The sequence below is a fragment of the Prevotella sp. oral taxon 313 genome (genome assembly GCF_003043935.1).
GTDB classification, from domain to species: Bacteria; Bacteroidota; Bacteroidia; order Bacteroidales; family Bacteroidaceae; genus Prevotella; species Prevotella jejuni.
Map to the genome: position 1 here is coordinate 963,621 of NZ_PYXE01000001.1, position 19,782 is coordinate 983,402.

A 19,782-nucleotide genomic window follows, 5' to 3' on the forward strand; every position below is an offset into this window, starting at 1 on the left:
AATAACAACCTCATTATCTTCTATTAATCTGTAGTTCGTGTTGTGATTTGCTTGAAAAGTCTTACCTTTGTGGTATCAATAACAACACGATGTGTATTTTGATGATGAGATGAGTAGTTGTGATTTGCTTGAAAAGTCTTACCTTTGTGGTATCAATAACAACGAGAAGACGAAAAGGGACAGCAAGGAAGAGTTGTGATTTGCTTGAAAAGTCTTACCTTTGTGGTATCAATAACAACCCAATCACCGTCACCATTCAGAAGTTTATGTTGTGATTTGCTTGAAAAGTCTTACCTTTGTGGTATCAATAACAACAATTAGAGGATTCATAATTAAGTAAATTTGTTGTGATTTGCTTGAAAAGTCTTACCTTTGTGGTATCAATAACAACCAGAAAACGGAGCAGAAAGCGCAGCAACGCGTTGTGATTTGCTTGAAAAGTCTTACCTTTGTGGTATCAATAACAACAAACTCATCAAGTTCGGTCTTCTCTGGGTGTTGTGATTTGCTTGAAAAGTCTTACCTTTGTGGTATCAATAACAACGCCAAAGGCAAATAGAATCCATCCGACTATGTTGTGATTTGCTTGAAAAGTCTTACCTTTGTGGTATCAATAACAACGCTACTTCAAGAACATATCTTTCGATATCAGTTGTGATTTGCTTGAAAAGTCTTACCTTTGTGGTATCAATAACAACTGGCTCTTAACAGGCAAGGGAGGCATGCTCGTTGTGATTTGCTTGAAAAGTCTTACCTTTGTGGTATCAATAACAACTAATTATTTTACGCAAAAGCGCAAATTATGTTGTGATTTGCTTGAAAAGTCTTACCTTTGTGGTATCAATAACAACCAAGAACGGAAAGTCTACTTGGCCTGTCAGTTGTGATTTGCTTGAAAAGTCTTACCTTTGTGGTATCAATAACAACTATTAACTTTCTTGCTTCTAGTAACTCTGTGTTGTGATTTGCTTGAAAAGTCTTACCTTTGTGGTATCAATAACAACTGATATGTGGTAAAGCATTGTGTGTTAGCGACATATAAAGTTGTTGTAAAAATAAATTTTGATCCACAACTCAAAATCCCATTCCTTTTGAATGGGATTTTTTGTATTGTATATTGATTAAAGCGAATGTATTGTAATATATTGCTGTCCGATAAAACCACTATATGCTGCAATATTCTCTCCCAACCCTGCTGAAATACGCATGATTAGTTCTAATTTCAAATACCAAGCCCCCCTAGACCAATGACAGCTCTTCTGGCGGGGCTTTTACCTGGGTAATCAATCTTTCCCAATCTCTATGTTGCTGCTCAAAGAAACTTTGTATTGATACATAACTCATAAGTAGAATTCTTATCATTGTAGCCAAGCCTGAGAAACTCCAGGGTCTCTTTATTTTATTCTTCACAAGTGTTATAAACAGATTGGCTATAAGTGTAATCCTTATTTGTTTTTTTATAGTATTCGCCCTCTCTCCATAGAAGTATCTTAGAGGAAAATTCTGTTTTAATTGCTTAAATAAGGTCTCTATTAGCCATCGTTTCTTATAGATAGCTATTATATCTTCTGCCGCCATCTGAAAATCATTGGTCAGCAGAGATATTAATCTGATTTTCCCTTTCTTGGTCTTATTCTGATATGTGATTTTTCTTGTTTTATGGTAGATATCTTTTTCCTTTGTATGCTTATGGAAGAGAATGTTTTCTACGCGTACAACTCCATAATCTGTAGTCATCTCGTAATCTGTATCAGCAATTCTTTCAAAGCTAAGATTATTTTTCCAAATGGAAAGAAATGATATTTCAACGAAAAGTCTCGTAGAGTAATTATAAGGGTGCAATGATTTATATTTTTTCTGCGTATCTCTTAGCACACCATAAGTATGCAAATTTTTATATAATCAATTTTGCTGTCATTCTTGTCATTTCTCCTCCATGAATAAATGCTTTAATTACAATGAGTTAGAAGCGAATGTTAAAATGACAGCAAAGGTAATCAAAACTAATTTCGTTGTTTTGATACTATGATTTTTCTATTTCCTTTCTTCTTTTTTAATGATATTGGGTTGTTTTAAAATAGTTCTAATTGTTGTCCAGCAGCATTTGGAGTTTGTGTCTTTTGTCCATAGAAGAGTTGAATGTTGGCAAATTGTTTGTCAGTGATGCAAAGTATCCCTACTTTTCCTATCTTAGGTAATAATGCACGAACACGTCTCATGTGTACTTCTGCATTCTCCATACTTGCACAATGTCGTACATATATAGAAAACTGAAACATAGTGAATCCATCCTTTATAAGGGATTTCCGGAAATCTGTATAGGCTTTCTTCTCTTTCTTGGTTTCCGTTGGTAGATCAAAGAATACAAGAATCCACATAATTCGGTACTCACTGAAGCGCTCAAATGCTGACATATAATTTTACATTTCTGGATAACTAATGCGTTTGATTTCTCCTGCAAAACATTTTGCAAGTGAGGCTGTAGTTTGTTGGGCTGCAATCATTAAAGGACTGCGCTTACCATTTATTACTACATCTAACATTGGAATACCGAGAAGTCGCATTTTTAAATCTCGTGTGATATCAGATATTTCTAAGTTGCATTGAATGATATCTAACACTAATTGATCAACATAAGGGCGATAGGGTTCCATAATATCATCAGCAAGACAATAGGCGTTATACCTATTATGATGATGGATTCCTAAGGTTGGCAGCAAACCACTTCCTACTAATGCTCGTGCTATTATGGCACGAAGGATAGCATAACCATAATTTAAGAGGTTATTAGGAGGTGTTCCTTCTCTGTCTCTTACAAAGTTCGGATAGGTTGTAAAGACATTCTTCCAATAATAAGCTGCAGTTCTTGCTTCAAGGTTGTCGGGATCTCCACTACGTACATCATTGGACCACACACGCATACAATTGGTTTCCTGAGCAGTATTTATTCGTAATACATGTTCTTGATTAAGAATCTTTTGTTTTATTGTCTGTTGCCAAAGCTGTTTCCGTAAAGGTAAAGAGGCTTCTAATTGAGAGCGAAAGCGTTCGTTTTGTGTAGTATTACCACATAGTGGCAGGAGTAATCCTACAGGCATACTCTTTTGATTACAAGTGATGACTGCACAGTTGTTTTCAAGCAAAGCTTCCATAGCGCCAGAGGTTATGGTAATACGCCTATTGTCAAGGACCACCACCCCGATATCTTCTATCGGGATGGTACGCTCTGCTTCTTTTTTTATAGCCTCAGGCAATGTTTTGTTATTTTCTACTTCTGGTATATGCAAAACTAATTGTGCATTTCGCAAACTTAAGTAGATTGGATTGCTGAAGCATAGGGTTTTCTTTATCATAGGCAATGAATTCTACTTTATAACCTTAAGTATATTTCCTAACCGGTCTACTTCAAGTTTCCAGCAGACAGCTTTAATCATTTCACCAGTTAAGGCTCTTCCCATTTTATTCTTAGCCTCAAACTCAAATTTATCATATATTGGCTTGGCTGCTGAATAAGGTACGAAAAGGCATGTACTTTCTGTCGCACTAACCATCTTATATATTCGTTCTTTGTTGAGTTTGCATTCACCAGATAGCTTTTCTTCTTCAGTAGGAACATATACCAAATCATTTGGAGAAAGATAGAATTTTAAATTTTCTCCTCGTTTATTCAAATCTTCTGCTGGAGACAATCCCTGTTTCAATCGTTCTATAACTTCATTTAATGGGATGGTACTGTATGAACGATTACCTTCTTTATCTTCGTAGATGGCAAAATAAAGGTTTGTTCCTTTTTGTGCCTCAACAAACTTTGACGTTTTATTGCCCGTTTCACCTACTTGGTATTTTGCTCCCTTAGGCTCTGAGACTCTAACTTTCAGAATAGGTTGGTGTTGCTTACCATTGTTATATTCAGTGATATGCTTGTTCATTTCAGCTATTCCTTCTGGAGTAAAGGCAATGTTTGGATCATTGTCTTTTGTTTCGAGGTAGTTGCGAAGAATCTTTTGGATACCAGTATCAGTAATGGTAGCAATGCGCTTAGTATCAAATGATGTGTCTACAGATTTGCGTGTAGCGACCATAGGTTCTTTTTCATCACTGTATTGCCATACGTCAACCTTGTCTACATATTTCATATTTAGACGATAGTTGATGCTTTTGAAATGTGCAAGTATTTGTTTCTTATTGAATTGTTTCGCTACTAAATTGTTGATGTAGTCGCGCAGTTCCTTGTTGCAGATAGCAGGAATCTTCTCAAGTGCATCCTTTAGTTTAACAGTAACTTTACGACGTAGATTCACTTGACCAAAAACAGTCTCTTTATGCATAGGCTTTCTTATAGCCCACATGTCTTGTCCTTTCTGCTCTGCTATTCCTTTCTTGCCATTTTTATCATACTTCTCGTAATAGTTTGTTGCCTTGTTGATGACACGGACATAATTCTTAAAGCTTACTACGACATCCTCAAGAGCTGTACGTACATCTTGCGTGAAGGTCTCCCAAGGTTTTCGAATAATACGATTCTTATCACAAAGTTTCTTTCTCAAGTCTTCTCTCTTTTCTTGACTCTTAGCAGATTCATTGTTGAGATAATTGATTATATTGTTTGATGCACAGGCTATGACGAGTGCATCCATAGCATGATGGCGATGGTCTATACGCTTCTTGCTAAAACCTCTTTGTAGTTCCAAAGGTACTGATGTCTGGAATACTTGTTTTCCTTCTTTGTTCTCCCAACGTCCAAAGTTCTCTGTATTGGTTAGTTTGTTAAGGCGTTCAAAACGAGGATAAACGATGCTGTTCCATACATCAATTAGTCCCCAATCATGTTTTAGTCGGTCTGTTATTCCTCCTGAACATGCGATAACAAACTTAGATTTTGCTTCTTGTTCACCTTCTTCTCGTACAATATTAGACAGCAGTGCCATCACCTTCTTACTGATATATCTACTGTCATTCATTTGACGATTAAGGAATTCCTGTGGTATATCCTCTAATAAGAGTTTTTCCTTCTTACGTCTGTTGTTGGCATAATGCTCTGTTACAAAGTTATAATATTCCTTAGCATCAAATATCTTTACATCGCCTACCATCGTACAATGCACAATCTCTCCACTATGTTTCTTGATGAATTCATAGCCTAACATATTACTCTTGAGCTGATTTACCTCAGCCTCACAGATGACCTTGTTTGAGAATGAATCATCAAAATATCGACTCTGTGGAATGATATGTTCTATTTGGTAAGCTGATGTGAATAGTTTTGAAAGAGAAATAGGTTTACCTGTATAGGGGGAACAGTATTTCTGATCCAGCCAAAGTCTATATTTAAGTAGTTCTTTTGCTGAAGGTTGTGCCATTTGCGAAATCTTAGAAATCTCAGGATATTGGTCATCCTCTTTAGTTAATTCCTGTAAGGCACCTTCCTCGTATATTCGTAGGATTTCCTGCTGCATAGGTGAGTAAGGGCGTACATTCTCAAACTCTTTTGCATTCTTCAGTTCCATTAAGAGACTCTTAATGCGCAGGTTGGTATTCTCATTCTGCAGAATACTTTTAGACATACGTGCACGCTGGTCGGCAGTACTCTTCATACTCCTTCCCAGCTCTATATGAATCTCATCTATGTGTCCAGCTTCCTTCCAAATATCGTGAACTGTTCTGAGAGTTTCAAGGATACACTGCTCAACGATAGGATTACGGAGTGAATGCTGCTTGAAGCCATTAATATATGCCATCAAGTTTTCTGGCTTTGTCCACCGTTGTATATCTGTAGTTTCAGAGTGTCGTCCATATACAACATAGCAAGCTAACCATTCAGGAAGTCCCTGAAAATCGGATAATTGACTGAAAGTGCGACCCATTCGTTCTTTAATCTTTTCGTCAATATCCCCATTTATGATGCTTTGAATTCTATTTCTTGTTTGTTCGCAAATGTCATCCTCATTCCACTGAGTTCCCATACGTATTACAGCCAATAGTTTCTTTATAGCTTTCTCCGAATAAGCACCATATTCCTTCTTAAATGGCTTTATCTTTAAGAAAGCATTTACAAAGTCTTCATTATCATTCAACTTTCTTAAAGCGCCTTCTGCTTCTTCCTTGGACTCAACAGAATAGAGAAGATGCCAGAGTCGGTAGAATCGTTCTTTATCATCTAACCAACTATGATCTATACCTGCTTTATCTAATGCAGCAAGTAGTTCGTGACGTGTCTCGTTGCATGGATATTTCTTCTCTTTGTCTTCAATATAGTTCCAGCGGATAGGAAATTCTTTTTCCATACCCATCTTGACTTTCTTTTGTTTGAAGAAATCTTTCAATAGAATTTCTTGATTAATTTCTTTTCTGTCGTTGAGATATGTAAACAGTTTGGTGTAGTCTTCCATAGAAGACAAATACTCAGAGGTTACTTCTTTATCCTCTGTTCTGTCAAAGAGGCGAAGATTGATTATGAATTGCCATAGTCGGAACTCCTGATAATATGGATTTGACTTTGCAATACATTTGATACCTTGTCGCTTAATTTCTCCAGTTTCTTTAATAACATATTCGTAATACTCGTATGGGCAGTCTGCTATCAGTGACTTCTTACTCTTCAGTGGTCTTTGATAGAAAATCAAGTCTGTAATTAAAAGATATGTCATATCCTTCTTCATCAAACTATCTTGATGAGCCTTGTTGTTTGGATATAACTCTTTGATACAGTTTACAAGCGTATTTAGGTCCTTTAGTTCCTTATGATATTTTGATTGTTCACGCAGAATAGCTTCCAGTTCCTTCTTGTAGAACTTTCGTTCAATGGTACGGATAAAATTACCTCTGATTTTATCAGCAGGTTCAGAAAGTATATGATCGTAGATAAATTCTCCAACTGTCTTGCCTGAATCCTCTAAGCGACTTTCAGTTCGTTTCTTACGTAGTCCCCAATCATCTTCACTTGGTGCTCGGAAGGAACGTTTTACTTCTCCATTTTTGTCCTTTTTGATAGTAATACCATCTTTTTCATATTCTGTTGTAACTATAAACTGTCTGATTTTCCCAGTCCAATCATTTAGTTCTATCTTGCTTTGCCGACGATATATCCAGCCGTTCTCTAATGTAACATTATACCAAGTGTTACCTCCTTTTCCTTCTTCGGCAGCCTCAACACTAACAACTTTCAGTTCATAATACTCCTCGCGTTTAGTTGGATCCTCTTCATCTTCCTCTCCACGTAGCTGATAGTATCCACGTTTCTGATTGAAATTGAGCAGTATCCAAGCTAATTCTTCTTTTTTGATAGCTTGTGTAAGTGCTTTCTTACGTAAGTAATAGAGTGTCCAATCCAGTGGAATCTTTCTCCCGTTAGCAACCAACCCTGGTTGACATTTTGCAAAATCAGCCATCATTTCATGGAAAGAATCCATAAAGAGGAAACGCATAGAACCATCCTCTTGTTTCTCCCATGCCAACTTAGGTTCCCCATTATCAAGGAACTTGCCATACGTTGTAGCTTCCTCTCGATTCCATCCAATGGCCTTTTCATAGTGTGAAGGTAAGAATCCCATGACGTGTAGTACTCTGTGTAAGCGTTCGCGTCTTTGTAGTACACGCTCTCTAATCCTTCTTATACCTCGGAATCCTGTTCGCGCAGCTGTTGGAGAGTCGGTCACTCCTTTATCAAAGTTACTGAGTGTGTCCTGACTCATTGGGATGATTCGACTACCAAGTTTAATCTCACGTACGTAGTTCCCGTCGTCATTAATGCAGACTTTAGCCCAACCAATACTATTGGTTCCCAAGTCTAATCCAAGAATTGTTCTCATTTTTTTCTTGTTTTGTTTGGTTCTTAATTATATTCTTTATATATTTGCAGTAGATTTTCAAGCAAGTCACAATAAGGATTATTCCGTTGTGAAAACAAACAGGGCGGGGCAACTCGCTCTTTTTGTTGTTTTATAGTGACAAAGTTATTATTAATTTTTCTAAAAAACAAGCATGTTTTACATTTTTTATTATCTGTGGTAAAGAGAATAAACTTTGTCAGATAGAGATAGTATTATTGAGGTTCAGTGGAGATTTGTAGTGCTATTTATAAATGATATAATACATTCATTGCATTGCAATTATTCTTAATTACAATGCAATGAGACCTTATCTAATTATTCCCACCTACGCCTTCTTACCTGACACAAGGGTGAAGATGATGAAGAGACCTATAACGAAGATGAAGAGGAAGGAACCTAATGCTCCAGCATAAATTCGTCCGGTGTGAACCTCTAAGGCAAGACTCCAAAGCGACATGGGCTTGTTTTTTAGTGTGTCTGGCTGTTTTGCGAATGAAGAACCTTGGAAATAGGTGGCTATACATTCCTTGTTTGTGAAGTCAGAACTATAGCCAGAGATTGTCTGTTCGTCTGGAGCTGTACCCGGTATACCTGGAGTAGAGACCATAGCATCGTTGTAGTAAAGCACTGCATTGCTCTTTCTATCCCAATAAAATAGGCCATCGAAGGAGCCTACAATCCATGCTTTGTTACTTGTATATTGCCAGACATTCTGTCCCATAACACTCACTGGGGGTGCTGTGGTGATAGGTGTTGGTTTTGACGAGAGGTTCTTAAGAGAATAGAAACCTTCTGACGTTGAGATAAGCCAGTCATGAACTTGCTCATCATAACGTATCATTCTTAGTTTGTCATTCCAAGGATTATCATTGTCTAAGGTTGTCCCAGGCAATGGCTTCGTACTGTTTGTAGCAAGGAGAATCATGAGTGGGGGACGTAAAGCCCATCCTGTTATTGCGATAAACAGTGTCAGGGCGAAGGTGTAATGCCCTATCTTTGTATGCCAAACGACCATTGATGTTGCTTTATGGCGAATCCAATACCATATACCCGTTACGCAGAGGATGATTAAGACAAGTCCAATCCCATCGACGATGAGTTTTCCTATTGTCCCAAACAGTGCACCGCTATGCAAAAGCCATATTTGACGGAACAATGACACCTTCCCTTCATTACCCTCAGCAGCCTGTAGTGTAACGCAAGTAAATTTCTTATAAGGAGCTGTAGCATAGTAGAGATGAGAGCGCGAAAGTACGATGAGCGTATCACCATGTGTCGTTATGTCGGTCAGAAGTTCGTCATTTTCTTGCTTTGGGAGGTCGACTGTTTGCCAAGATGCGTTCTTTCCCAGTTTATATAGGTTCATGACGCTAACCGCAAAGAGGTCATTCTTTGGAGTCTTAGCCATTCCTCGCATCTGTCGATAGTCTGCACCAGTAGGCAGTCCTTTGTTGTATTCTGTAAAGTTTGTAGCCGTTGTGTCAGTCTGGATGATGCCTGCAGCACCATATATGAACACCTTTTCATGGTTTTTATTATCTTTGTAACGTAATGTTCCACGTAGTAATCCGTTGTTCCATTGGCTGAATTCGTATTGACCGGGTAATATCCCACGGCTTACATTGATATTAGCAAAGAGTTGACGATGGTTGAGTACAATACCAGAAAGGCAGAACATTACCAAGAAAAATGTAACGACAATTCCAACCCATTTATGGTGTTTGCGCCATGTTTTACGTTTCATATTTTGTTGTTCGTGATATGTTGTTTTTTTACTCAGTTCTATAACGAGATACAAACTTACACAAAAATACTGTAATTAGAGCCTTTCTTGATGACATTTTTTTGTTTACATGTGTACTGTTAGGCGTGTAAATGAGTGTTATAACTTACCAGAAGTATTTAGCTTACGTATCAATTGAATATAAACCCTATCAGTTTGCCTAATTTCTTTTCATGAAAAAAAATATTTATTGTCGTGAAAAGAAATATTTATGTTCATGAAAATAATTTGTTGAAGACGGTCTTCTCATTTGGTTGTAATAGTTTGCTGCTTTCTTCCTCTTTGTTTTTTACGTTTTTGATAGGGTGATTTAAGGTGAGTAATCTTGTCTCAATACATAAATAAAAACCCCAATCAACAGGGCTTTACACAAGGTTTAGCAACTGTTAACTGGGGGATATGTTTTATAGACTGGGCTTATCTTGCCTTATTTTCTCGTCACACGAACATATCTCATCACCTTCTTAATGACTATTCTCCGAAGGTCGTTGTCATTAAACTTGGTCTGGGTCAGTTCGAACTCATTGTTGTTAATAAATCTGACTTGAAGGTTCTTGCGTGTCTTACCATCTATCTTCATAAAGAAACCATCACGACGAAAACCATACACGCCTGCGTCGTCGTCACGTTTCCACCTGCCATTGTCCTCTCTCTCTATAACACTCATGGTTCCATTACGGTAGAAGTCGAAGCGATGCAACTCATCATCGAGGTCGTCATCATCATGTCCAACGAGCGAGCGAAGGTCAACACGCTCACCAGTCTTGAAGTCTACTGGGAGGAACTTATAGTCATCATATCTGTCGATTATGAATCCCACCTTATATTCCTTGTGTGTTCTTGGATTACACACAATAGCATAACTACCCTTATTGGTCAATTCCCACGTACCAACAATCCGTGTGTTGTTGGTTGGTGTGGCTGCTACTTGCTGATTGTCATTATTTGCGTCATTGTTTGTTGCGTATGAACTGGAAAATGTAAACAGTCCACCTAATACTAAACCAGCGCACAATATGTGTTTAGAAGAAAAGATTTTTCTCATTGTTATGTACTCATTTTTGGATTAATATGTTACAAATATATGCAAACAAATTATAATGTTATTGATGAGACCTTACTCTTTTAAGTGATTTTATAGGATTAGTTGACATAATGACATCCAATTAACAGATTTATTCTAATAGGTATGAAATCTGTTAGTTGGATGCTAAAGGAATAAGATAACTTTCTATTTCACAGGTTTATCGCCCATAGTGAAGTCTATTTCAGGACCTGTTATCAGTTGTTCATGTTCAAGATAATAATGTGGATAAGGCTGTCCGTTCATTGTTATATGCTGTATGAAACGGTTGTCTTTGTCGTTTTTATCTGTACGGAGAGTGATGGTCTTACCGTTCTCAAGGTGTACCTTAGCCATGTGGAAGTAAGGCGAACCAATCATGTATTGTGTGCTACCGGGACAAACAGGGTAGAAGCCGAGAGCAGAGAAGACATACCAAGCCGACGTCTGACCGTTATCTTCATCACCACAATAGCCATCGGGCTGTGCAGAATAGAGTCGGTCCATCACCTCACGCACCCAATATTGTGCCTTCCATGGCTGTCCGCTGTAGTCATAGAGGTAAATCATGTGTTGGATAGGTTGGTTTCCATGTGCGTAATTACCCATATTCATGATTTGCATCTCACGTATTTCGTGAATGGTGAAGCCGTAATAGCTATCGTCAAAGACAGGTGGAAGTTGGAAGACACTATCCAACATTGCATTAAACTTGTCGTATCCTCCCATCAGCCGTGCCAGTCCTGCAGGGTCATGAAACACACTCCATGTGTAATGCCAGCTATTTCCCTCTGTGAAGGTATCGCCCCATTTGAAAGGATTAAATGGCGTTTGAAAACTGCCATCCTCGTTACGTCCACGCATCAGTCCTGTCTCCTTGTCGAAAACCTTCTGATAGTTCATTGCACGAAGTTTGTAGGGTTTGAGTTCCTTAGCGCTCTTTCCGAGTTTTAATCCTAACTGATAGATGCACCAATCGTCGTAAGCATACTCTAAAGTACGGGCAACGCTCTCGTTAATTCCCACGTTATAAGGTACATAACCTAAGCGGTTGTAATAGTCAAAGCCTTTGCGTCCAGTCGAACTAACGCTTGGATGTACGGCATTCGCACCATGAGTAACAGCTTTCCAAAGGGTCTCTATGTCATAACCTCGCAGTCCTTTGATGTAAGCATCAGCTACGACCGAGGCCGAGTTGTTGCCCACCATGCAGTCGCGATGGCCCGGACTCGCCCATTCAGGTAGGAATCCACTCTCCTTGTAAGCATTGACTAAGCCTGCTTGCATCTTCTCGTTCATTGACGGATAGACGAGGTTAAGCAATGGGAAGAGCGAACGGAAGGTATCCCAGAAGCCTGTGTCAGTAAAGAGATAACCCGGTAGTACTTTGCCGTTATAGGGACTGTAGTGGACGGGATTACCCTGTTCGTCAAGCTCATAGAACGTGCGTGGGAACAATACGGAGCGATAGAGGCAACTATAAAACGTGCGAAGATGGTCGATATTGTTGTCTTCCACTTCGATACGTCCTAATATGTTGTTCCATTCCTTCCTACCTTCTGACTTCACCTCGTCAAAAGTCTTGCCCTCAACTTCCTTGAGATTACGCAGTGCTTGTTCGTCACTAATAAACGATGAGGCTACCTGTACATTCACTTGTTCGCCTCGTCTCGTGTGGAACCCCACTACGGCCATAGCGTGATTGCAGGTAGAGACGGTCTTTCCATCAGACAGTTTCCCATTTTCAACACAACCCATGTAGGTGAAGTCATGGTCGAAACGAAGTACAAAATAGTTCTTGAAACCATTTGGTACACCTCCACTATTCTTTGTTGTATAGCCCACGATCGTACGCTTATCAGGCATAATCGTCACAGAAGAACCCTTGTCAAAGGCGTCAACAACAAAGTAGGCCGCTTCTGTCTGTGGATAGGTGATGCGCATAGAAGCAGCCCGACAGGTAGGACTAATCTCTGCTGTGACATCATGGTCAGCCAGATATACCTTATAATAATAGGGTGTTGCTGTCTCTGCCTTGTGGGAGAACCAGCTTGCACGTCCTTCCTCGTCAAACACCTTTTTACCCACAACAGGCATGACAGCGAACTGTCCGTAGTCATTAATCCATGGACTGGGTTGGTGAGTCTGCTTGATACCACGTATCTTATCGGCTCCGTAGGTGTAAGTCCACCCATCTCCCATCTTTCCTGTCTGTGGTGTCCAGAAGTTCATACCCCATGGTAAGGCGATGGCAGGATAGGTGTTGCCTGTTGAAAGCTCTGACTTTGAGGCCGATCCAACTAAAGGATTTACGTAGTCGACAGGGTTTTGCAACGCAAAAGCATGCCCATTAATGACGAATGTCAGTAAAAGAAAAACAAGAAAAAGGTTTCTTCTCATATTTTGATAATGTGATTTGTTATTGATATTTTAGGCTAAAAGTAAATTTATTAGTATGATTTTCTTAATGATGCAAAGTGTTAAGGGAACTATGTTGATAGTAGCTAACACTACTGAACTTATTTTACAGCCGACTTCCATATCCATAATTCGCCCATCTGGAAGCGTACTAATAATTTTGAACCAGCATCGGTCAGCATAATACCCTTGGTGCCAGGTTGTAAGAGGAATACCTCTCCTTGATTTAGTTGGTCGATGACAGTTGAGTCTTTACGGCTTGTCTCATTAGGACGAGGGAGTAAGTCGAGGTTGTTCGCATTGACTGCTCCGAAGCAAGAGCTGGTGAGTGTCACCTCGTTCACACGGTTACTAACGAAGCCTGCATCCCTTTTGTTGGCATTTTGTACGGCTTGGTTGCCTTTGTCAACTATCTCGGTAGGAATCGTCCTTACGCCGTGATAAACCTCTTTTTGAGGCTCTTCTTTTGCTTTGTTACATCCTGCAAGGATCAAGACGGTTAGTGCTAAGAATGTGTATAGATATTTTGTCATTTCTGTTTGGTTCTTTATTCGTAACTACAAAAGTACGCTTTTACGTGCATACAGGCAAACGATTATGAATAAAAACACTTGTTTAGCGTGATAGTGCAACACTACGTCCGTACTTTAAGGGCATGGTTCTTGCGAAAGTCGTGGATGATAAACCAACGAAAATACGGTGGAATAGAGGATACATTATTACTAATTATTTTTTATTTTACGTTGCTGTCATATTTAACACTTCGTGCAACTTATTATAGGTGAGTGTGTTAGATAGTCGTAATGTGTGACAGTAGTGACAGTAAATTTGGTTTTTATGAAATTACCTTATTGTCAATCTACTGAAAAGACAGACGCAACCAGCTATTCATGCGTGTCTCTTTTCGAAGCCTGAAAAATATCAGTTTTGTAGGTGAAAAGCACCTTAATAAAGGTGAGATATTCTTCTTTGGCTTGTTACTAAATATTCGTATTAGATTGATAAACAATTAATAAAATGCAAGTATTAGGTTTTATTAACGCTAATAAGTTGTGTTTATTACGAATGTTTCGTAGCTTTGCGACATAAAACAGGCGTTGAGTGAGTATGGAGAAACTAACTAAACAAGAAGAAGACGTGATGTTGCAGGTATGGCGGTTGGGTTGTTGCACAATCAAAGAGGTGTTGACACAGCTGCAAGAGCCGAAGCCTCCCTATACTACTGTGGCTTCCATCATGAACAATCTGAAGCGTAAAGGATATGTGAGTGCCGAACAGCAGGGTCTGACCTACCATTTTATAGCGAAGATAAAACAGTCGGATTATAAGTCTGACTTCATGCACAGTTTTGTTGATAAGTATTTTAAGAATTCCTTTCGAGAGATGGTTTCATTCTTTGCAAAGGAGGATAAGATTTCTCCTGACGACTTGAAGGATATTATCGATGAGATAGAAAGAGAGAAGGAAGAATAGTTTAAGATCGCAGAGCCCTTTATCCTCGTATAGCAATCACCTAAAATATTGACAATTATGGCAATCTATTTATTAAAAGTCAACATGGCTCTTGCCCTGTTCTATGCGTTTTATAAGTTGATGTTCTCGACTGACACCTTTCTTTCATGGCGCAGACATGTCCTTAACAGCAGCTTTCTTATAGCGTTATGTCTGCCTCTGATAGATTTCTCTTCATGGCTAAGTGGCAATGACAAGATGGTATCCATCACTAACGAATATGCTACTGTTGTTCTGCCAGTTGTGTCAGTCACATCAGAGGGTGGTGGCTTCTTCAATTGGGAACAGTTTGCTTGGGCTGTCTATGGCATAGTTGTGTGCGTTTTGTTCTTGCGTCTTTTATGGCAGATTGCGTCTATTATAAGGTTGAAGAACAGGTGTAAAACTATTTATATTGATGGTGTTGAGGTTTACTTGTTACGCAATGATGAGGGTCCATTCTCCTTCTTTAATTGGATATTCATCCATCTTGAACGGCACTCAAAGGCTGAGACAGACGAGATTATGACGCACGAACTGACCCATTGCAGGCAGTTTCATTCCATAGACATACTCTGTGCAGAACTGTTTTGTATGCTCTTTTGGTTTAATCCTTTCGTCTGGTTGCTGAAACGTGAGGTGCGATTAAATCTCGAATACCTTGCTGATAGGAGCGTGTTAGACAATGGTGTGGATAATAAGGAGTATCAGTACCATCTACTCGGACTAACATATAGGAAGAATGTAGCTACGATTTCAAATAATTTCAATGTTTTACCAATTAAAAAAAGAATTAAAATGATGAACAAGAAGAAGACAAACAACAGTATGCGTGTTAAGTATGTACTTTACGTACCAATGATTGTCATGTTACTTATTGTAAGTAATATTGACTCTATTGCACGTAGTGTAACGAACGTTACTGTGGACAATGAGATTGCTCCTGTAAGTGTTTTACAGAAGCAAAAGGGCCCAGATAACGATCAGAAAGTCTATACTGTGGTATCAGAGATGCCAAAGTTTAATGGTAATCTCTACCAGTGGTTGGCGCAGAATATCAAGTATCCGGCAGAAGCAAGCCAGAAGCATCAGCAAGGAACAGTTATGATAAAGTTCGTTGTTGCGGCTGATGGTAGGGTTAGACAGGCTGAGATTATACGCGGTGCTTCCCCATCTCTTGACAAAGAGGCCATGCGCATCGTCTCTGTTATGCCTAAGTGGATCCCTGGTAAGCAAGATGGTAGACCAGTAGCTGTCTATTACACGCTACCAATCAAATTTAAGCTTAGTAAGTAAGAAGGTGCTTGTTGCAGGGTGTTAGGTGTTAAGTGTTGGGTGTTGATGGCTTGTGTTGGTGGGTGATGGGTGATGAGTGTTAGGTGTTGATGGCTTGTGTTGCGAGCGTTAAAGGCTGTGACAAGTCCGTTTTCCTTTACTCATAACCGATAAAATCACGGCAGACTTTGTCCCGTTAGGCGCTCCCCTCCCTTTCGGGGAGGGGCTGGGGGAGGGGTCACTGGGGCTGGGGAAGAGGTCTATTTTCACCTTCCATGTCAACATTTTTCGCTCTCCTTGAACCTGATACACGCCCTTCTACGTTCAAGAAAATGCCTTTCTTGCTTCAAGAACATGCCCTTCTTGTACATTGAAAACGCCCTTCTTGAGGCAAGAAGGGCGTCTTCTTCAACGCTGTCTGTAATGCGTTGATATGTTGTGGGTTATAGGCTTGGAGGTATGAGATGTTATACTCCTATTTTGAAGGTGTTTAGCTTGATGCTATGTAATGATTTTTCGCAAGTCTACTGATTGGTCCAACGAATGAAGTGGGATGTCTGACACATCCTGTGGAGCGTCAGTTGAAGCCTATTACTTACCTTGTTCTTATACCTGCGTCAGGCTTAGCAGGACAGCAGAGAGGCGTGTATAAAGAGGCTGTATGTTGTCAGAGCATGAACGGAACAGGGTGGGTTGGGTCGCTATCCATAAGTGGGACGAACGCACCCAACGACCGTCAGTCCACAAGCCCACGTCATCTGTGCAACGAGCTATTCGACAGGTGTCAGCTCTCCTGTACGTGAGTCGATGATGAAACCACGTACGACAATATCTTTCGGGATGAGAGGATGCTGCTGAACAGTAGCTACCGTACGTCGCACACTCGCCTCCGTATCATGGAAGCCGTCTAAGTATTCGTTGAGATTAACATGCTTGTTTGCCTCTTGAATAGCCTCGTCTGTTATGCCACGGTCGTGCATCAGATGGAGGAAATGGGTCGCATTCATGTGGCAAGCACCACAGCCAGAGTGATGGATAATCATAATCTCCTGGCAACCCAACTCATAGATAGCAACAAGGAGCGAACGAATAACAGCGTCGTATGGCGTGAGAATGGTTCCGCCAGCAACCTTGATAATCTTTGCATCACCATTCCTTAGCCCGAGCGCATTAGGGAGTAGCTTGGTAAGGCGGGTATCCATGCAACTAACAATGGCCAACTTCATGTCTGGTTGACCAGAGGTAATAAAAGGTTCGTAGCCTTTTACGGCCACAAACCTTTTGTTATAAGCAAGTATCTGTTCTATCATAAGTATATTTATTTTACTACTCTTCCACGATAATAGGTGTCGAAAGCGTCCTCAGCATAGCCATCTTTGAGTACTTTGAAGCTGGTAGTGCTGGCGCCATTTACCTTTTTACCCATATAATAGACATCGAAGGCGTCCTTTCCATAACCCCATCCTAAGTCTTTGAAGCTGCTTGGGCTGTCGCTAATCTTCTCCCCATTGTAGAGGACAGCATTAGACGTTACAATGTAGCCTTCGGTGTAGTAGGGGTCGTAATCATCGTTAGGATTAACGGGATAGTCGCCTGGGTAGACTCTACCAGGTACTTTTAGGCGGAACGTCAGTGGGTCGACAAAAGGTAAAATCTGCCCTTCAAAATAGACGTTATACCTATCTTTCGCATACCCATAACCAAGATCAACGAAGGTGCGTGGGTCTATTCCCATCACAGGTTGACGACCATAAAAGATCCCTTTCTTATTGAATGAGTAAGGGCGTATCTGACGTGAAGACTGTGCAGAAGCACCGAGTGCGAAGGTAGCCATGAGGACTATGCAACTTAAACGCAGTTGGCGATAGAAATAATTGGTTTTCATAATCATTCTTTTTATTAGTTATTATCTTAGTTGTTATGCCGCAAAGATAATAGGAAGATATTGTTCTCCTCGTGGAATAACCCTAAAAGCGTTTAGGGGAACACCTTTCTATGAGTGGGAAGTCCCGATGGTGACGCTTTGCAAACTTACTTTTGAAGATGCGCTCACATGTATGTCTTGAGTGGAACGGATGATGTTAACGCTTTGGTAGTGAGGGGTATAGCCTAACAATACAAGCTTATATGCGTTAAGCCAGTTCGGCTAATTCCAACCAACGAAGCTCTAATTCGTCTAATTCCTCCTTCAAGATAGGGAGCCGTTTACTCTTTTCTGTCAGTTCATCCACCGACAGATTGCCAGAGCAAAGTTCCTCTTCAAGCTGTTGCTTCTCCTCTTCTAATTGTGCAATCTTATCCGTAAGCTGTTCGTATTCACGTTTCTCTTTGAAGGACAGCTTACGCTTCTGGTTGTTACGATAATCCTTCTTCGCATCGTTACCGCTGGTGTTGCTACTCTTGGCAGGTTTCTGCTGTTCCTCTTCCTTAGACTTCATCTTCTGGTAATCACGGTATTGCGTGTAGTTTCCAGGGAAGTCTTGTATCTCACCATCACCTTTGAACACTAAGAGATGGTCGACAACCTTGTCCATAAAATAGCGGTCGTGAGAAACCACGATAACACAGCCGGGGAAGTCTTGTAAATACTCTTCAAGGATTTGTAAGGTCTGAATATCCAAGTCGTTGGTAGGCTCGTCGAGTACTAAGAAGTTGGGGTTCTTCATTAAGACAGTGCAGAGATAGAGCTTGCGCTTTTCTCCTCCCGACAGCTTATACACATAGTTGTGTTGTTGTTCAGGCGAGAAGAGGAAATAGTTGAGGAACTGAGAGGCTGTCATGTGCTTCCCTCCACCAAGGTCGATATAGTCTGCTATATCCGTGATGATGTCGATAACCTTCTGATCCTCACGAAACTTTAATCCCTCTTGGGAGAAGTATCCGAAGCGAACAGTCTCCCCTATGTCAAACTTTCCACTGTCGGGAGTGACGTCGCCGAGCAACATCTTGACGAAAGTAGACTTTCCTGTGCCATTGTTTCCGACGATGCCCATCTTCTCAAAGCGTGAGAAGTTGTAGTAAAACTCATTCAGAATGACTTTCTCATCAAACCTTTTTGAAACGTATTGGCACTCGAATATCTTACTACCTATATATACGCTTGACGACTTCAGACGCACCTGTCTTTCCTCAATGCGCTGCTTTGCCTTTGCTTCTAACTCATAGAAAGCCTCTTCACGATAGCGTGCTTTATGTCCACGAGCCTGTGGCATGCGGCGCATCCACTCTAACTCTGTTCGGTAGAGATTGTTAGCACGTGCAATCTCAGCACGGGTGTTGTCAATTCTCTCCTGACGTTTCTCTAAGTAATAAGAGTAATTACCACGATAGGTGTAGATGGTGTTGTTGTCTAACTCTAATATCGTGTTACACACATTATCAAGGAAATAACGGTCGTGGGTCACCATGAAGATAGTCTTATTACCACGAGATAGATAGCCTTCTAACCATTCTATCATCTCTAAGTCGAGGTGGTTGGTAGGCTCGTCAAGGATGAGGAAGTCTGGTTCGAGTATAAGGACATTTGCCAAGGCAACACGTTTCTGTTGTCCACCACTTAGTTGTCCCATGGGTTGATCTAAGTCGTAGAGCTTCAACATCGTGAGTATCTGCTTTGCCTTTAAGAGTCTTTCAGGGTTGCCTTCATGGTTGAAACAGGCGTCTAACACACTCTCCTCTGGGTCGAAATGCGGACTTTGTTCTAACATCCCCACACGTAAGTCATTGCGATAGATGATAGACCCGCTGTCATAACCTTCTTTCCCAGTAAGAATAGAGAGTAGGGTAGACTTCCCAGTGCCGTTTTGAGCTACGAGACCAATGTGCTGTCCTTCTGCTATAGAGAATGAAATATCCTTAAAAAGAACCTGTGCTCCGAAACTCTTCGTTAGGTTTTGGACATCAAGATAGGGTATCTGTGCCAT

At 40.2% G+C, this 19,782-nt stretch carries 13 protein-coding genes and 1 CRISPR repeat array (1 of these 14 cut by a window edge); of the genes, 2 read left to right on the plus strand and 11 right to left on the minus strand.

Translation table 11 applies throughout. The features are described 5' to 3' along the window. A CRISPR array of direct repeats spans positions 1 to 1,004; the repeat unit is 47 nt; unit sequence GTTGTGATTTGCTTGAAAAGTCTTACCTTTGTGGTATCAATAACAAC (it extends 422 nt beyond the left edge of the window). Between the two features lie 235 nt (positions 1,005 to 1,239). The 8 genes from AXF23_RS03740 to AXF23_RS03775 all read right to left on the minus strand — a co-directional run bounded on the left by AXF23_RS03740 (position 1,240) and on the right by AXF23_RS03775 (position 13,626). Then, positions 1,240 to 1,890, minus strand: a complete 651-nt coding sequence (locus AXF23_RS03740) for a transposase (RefSeq protein ID WP_233251232.1) — start codon at positions 1,888 to 1,890, stop codon at positions 1,240 to 1,242. Positions 1,891 to 2,072: 182 nt separating this feature from the next. After that, positions 2,073 to 2,414 carry a CRISPR-associated endonuclease Cas2 gene (cas2, locus tag AXF23_RS03745; protein ID WP_199222159.1) on the minus strand — a complete coding sequence of 114 codons (342 nt, stop codon included), beginning with the start codon at positions 2,412 to 2,414 and terminating at the stop codon, positions 2,073 to 2,075. A gap of 6 nt (positions 2,415 to 2,420) precedes the next feature. Then, positions 2,421 to 3,353 (minus strand): type II CRISPR-associated endonuclease Cas1, encoded by a 933-nt coding sequence (cas1, locus tag AXF23_RS03750; protein ID WP_107624346.1) that lies wholly within the window; start codon positions 3,351 to 3,353, stop codon positions 2,421 to 2,423. Between the two features lie 12 nt (positions 3,354 to 3,365). After that, positions 3,366 to 7,808 (minus strand): type II CRISPR RNA-guided endonuclease Cas9, encoded by a 4,443-nt coding sequence (gene cas9, locus AXF23_RS03755; protein WP_107624347.1) that lies wholly within the window; start codon positions 7,806 to 7,808, stop codon positions 3,366 to 3,368. A 346-nt stretch (positions 7,809 to 8,154) separates the two neighbouring features. After that, positions 8,155 to 9,615 (minus strand): PepSY-associated TM helix domain-containing protein, encoded by a 1,461-nt coding sequence (locus tag AXF23_RS03760; protein ID WP_107625786.1) that lies wholly within the window; start codon positions 9,613 to 9,615, stop codon positions 8,155 to 8,157. A gap of 424 nt (positions 9,616 to 10,039) precedes the next feature. Continuing rightward, positions 10,040 to 10,657, minus strand: a complete 618-nt coding sequence (locus tag AXF23_RS03765; protein WP_107624348.1) for a hypothetical protein — start codon at positions 10,655 to 10,657, stop codon at positions 10,040 to 10,042. Between the two features lie 186 nt (positions 10,658 to 10,843). Further along, positions 10,844 to 13,075 (minus strand): GH92 family glycosyl hydrolase, encoded by a 2,232-nt coding sequence (locus AXF23_RS03770; RefSeq protein WP_107624349.1) that lies wholly within the window; start codon positions 13,073 to 13,075, stop codon positions 10,844 to 10,846. A gap of 119 nt (positions 13,076 to 13,194) precedes the next feature. Continuing rightward, complete coding sequence (locus tag AXF23_RS03775; protein ID WP_107624350.1) at positions 13,195 to 13,626, minus strand: hypothetical protein; 432 nt, start codon at positions 13,624 to 13,626, stop codon at positions 13,195 to 13,197. 574 nt (positions 13,627 to 14,200) lie between these two features. On the opposite strand from AXF23_RS03775, the gene AXF23_RS03780 reads away from it, so the two are divergent. Together AXF23_RS03780 and AXF23_RS03785 are read left to right on the plus strand one after the other, a co-directional pair. Next, positions 14,201 to 14,566 carry a BlaI/MecI/CopY family transcriptional regulator gene (locus AXF23_RS03780; protein WP_107624351.1) on the plus strand — a complete coding sequence of 122 codons (366 nt, stop codon included), beginning with the start codon at positions 14,201 to 14,203 and terminating at the stop codon, positions 14,564 to 14,566. A gap of 57 nt (positions 14,567 to 14,623) precedes the next feature. Continuing rightward, the gene (locus AXF23_RS03785; protein ID WP_107624352.1) at positions 14,624 to 15,880 is read left to right on the plus strand and encodes a M56 family metallopeptidase; all 1,257 of its coding nucleotides are present in this window, start codon (positions 14,624 to 14,626) and stop codon (positions 15,878 to 15,880) included. Positions 15,881 to 16,629: 749 nt separating this feature from the next. Here the strand turns inward: AXF23_RS03785 and AXF23_RS03790 are convergent. From AXF23_RS03790 to abc-f, 3 genes are all read right to left on the minus strand, one after another. Then, positions 16,630 to 17,169 carry a beta-class carbonic anhydrase gene (locus AXF23_RS03790; protein ID WP_107624353.1) on the minus strand — a complete coding sequence of 180 codons (540 nt, stop codon included), beginning with the start codon at positions 17,167 to 17,169 and terminating at the stop codon, positions 16,630 to 16,632. A gap of 8 nt (positions 17,170 to 17,177) precedes the next feature. Then, on the minus strand, positions 17,178 to 17,744 hold the full coding sequence (locus AXF23_RS03795) for a DKNYY domain-containing protein (RefSeq protein ID WP_107624354.1): 567 nt from the start codon (positions 17,742 to 17,744) through the stop codon (positions 17,178 to 17,180). Positions 17,745 to 17,991: 247 nt separating this feature from the next. After that, positions 17,992 to 19,782 (minus strand): ribosomal protection-like ABC-F family protein, encoded by a 1,791-nt coding sequence (abc-f, locus tag AXF23_RS03800; protein WP_009012189.1) that lies wholly within the window; start codon positions 19,780 to 19,782, stop codon positions 17,992 to 17,994.

Bases quoted from the DNA above. Each gene is read 5' to 3' on its own strand.
- AXF23_RS03790 (WP_107624353.1), bottom strand. From the start codon at position 17,169: ATGATAGAACAGATACTTGCTTATAACAAAAGGTTTGTGGCCGTAAAA.
- cas2 (WP_199222159.1), bottom strand. From the start codon at position 2,414: ATGTCAGCATTTGAGCGCTTCAGTGAGTACCGAATTATGTGGATTCTT.
- cas1 (WP_107624346.1), bottom strand. From the start codon at position 3,353: ATGATAAAGAAAACCCTATGCTTCAGCAATCCAATCTACTTAAGTTTG.
- AXF23_RS03775 (WP_107624350.1), bottom strand. From the start codon at position 13,626: ATGACAAAATATCTATACACATTCTTAGCACTAACCGTCTTGATCCTT.
- AXF23_RS03780 (WP_107624351.1), top strand. From the start codon at position 14,201: ATGGAGAAACTAACTAAACAAGAAGAAGACGTGATGTTGCAGGTATGG.
- AXF23_RS03765 (WP_107624348.1), bottom strand. From the start codon at position 10,657: ATGAGAAAAATCTTTTCTTCTAAACACATATTGTGCGCTGGTTTAGTA.
- AXF23_RS03795 (WP_107624354.1), bottom strand. From the start codon at position 17,744: ATGAAAACCAATTATTTCTATCGCCAACTGCGTTTAAGTTGCATAGTC.
- cas9 (WP_107624347.1), bottom strand. From the start codon at position 7,808: ATGAGAACAATTCTTGGATTAGACTTGGGAACCAATAGTATTGGTTGG.
- AXF23_RS03785 (WP_107624352.1), top strand. From the start codon at position 14,624: ATGGCAATCTATTTATTAAAAGTCAACATGGCTCTTGCCCTGTTCTAT.
- AXF23_RS03770 (WP_107624349.1), bottom strand. From the start codon at position 13,075: ATGAGAAGAAACCTTTTTCTTGTTTTTCTTTTACTGACATTCGTCATT.
- abc-f (WP_009012189.1), bottom strand. From the start codon at position 19,782: ATGGCACAGATACCCTATCTTGATGTCCAAAACCTAACGAAGAGTTTC.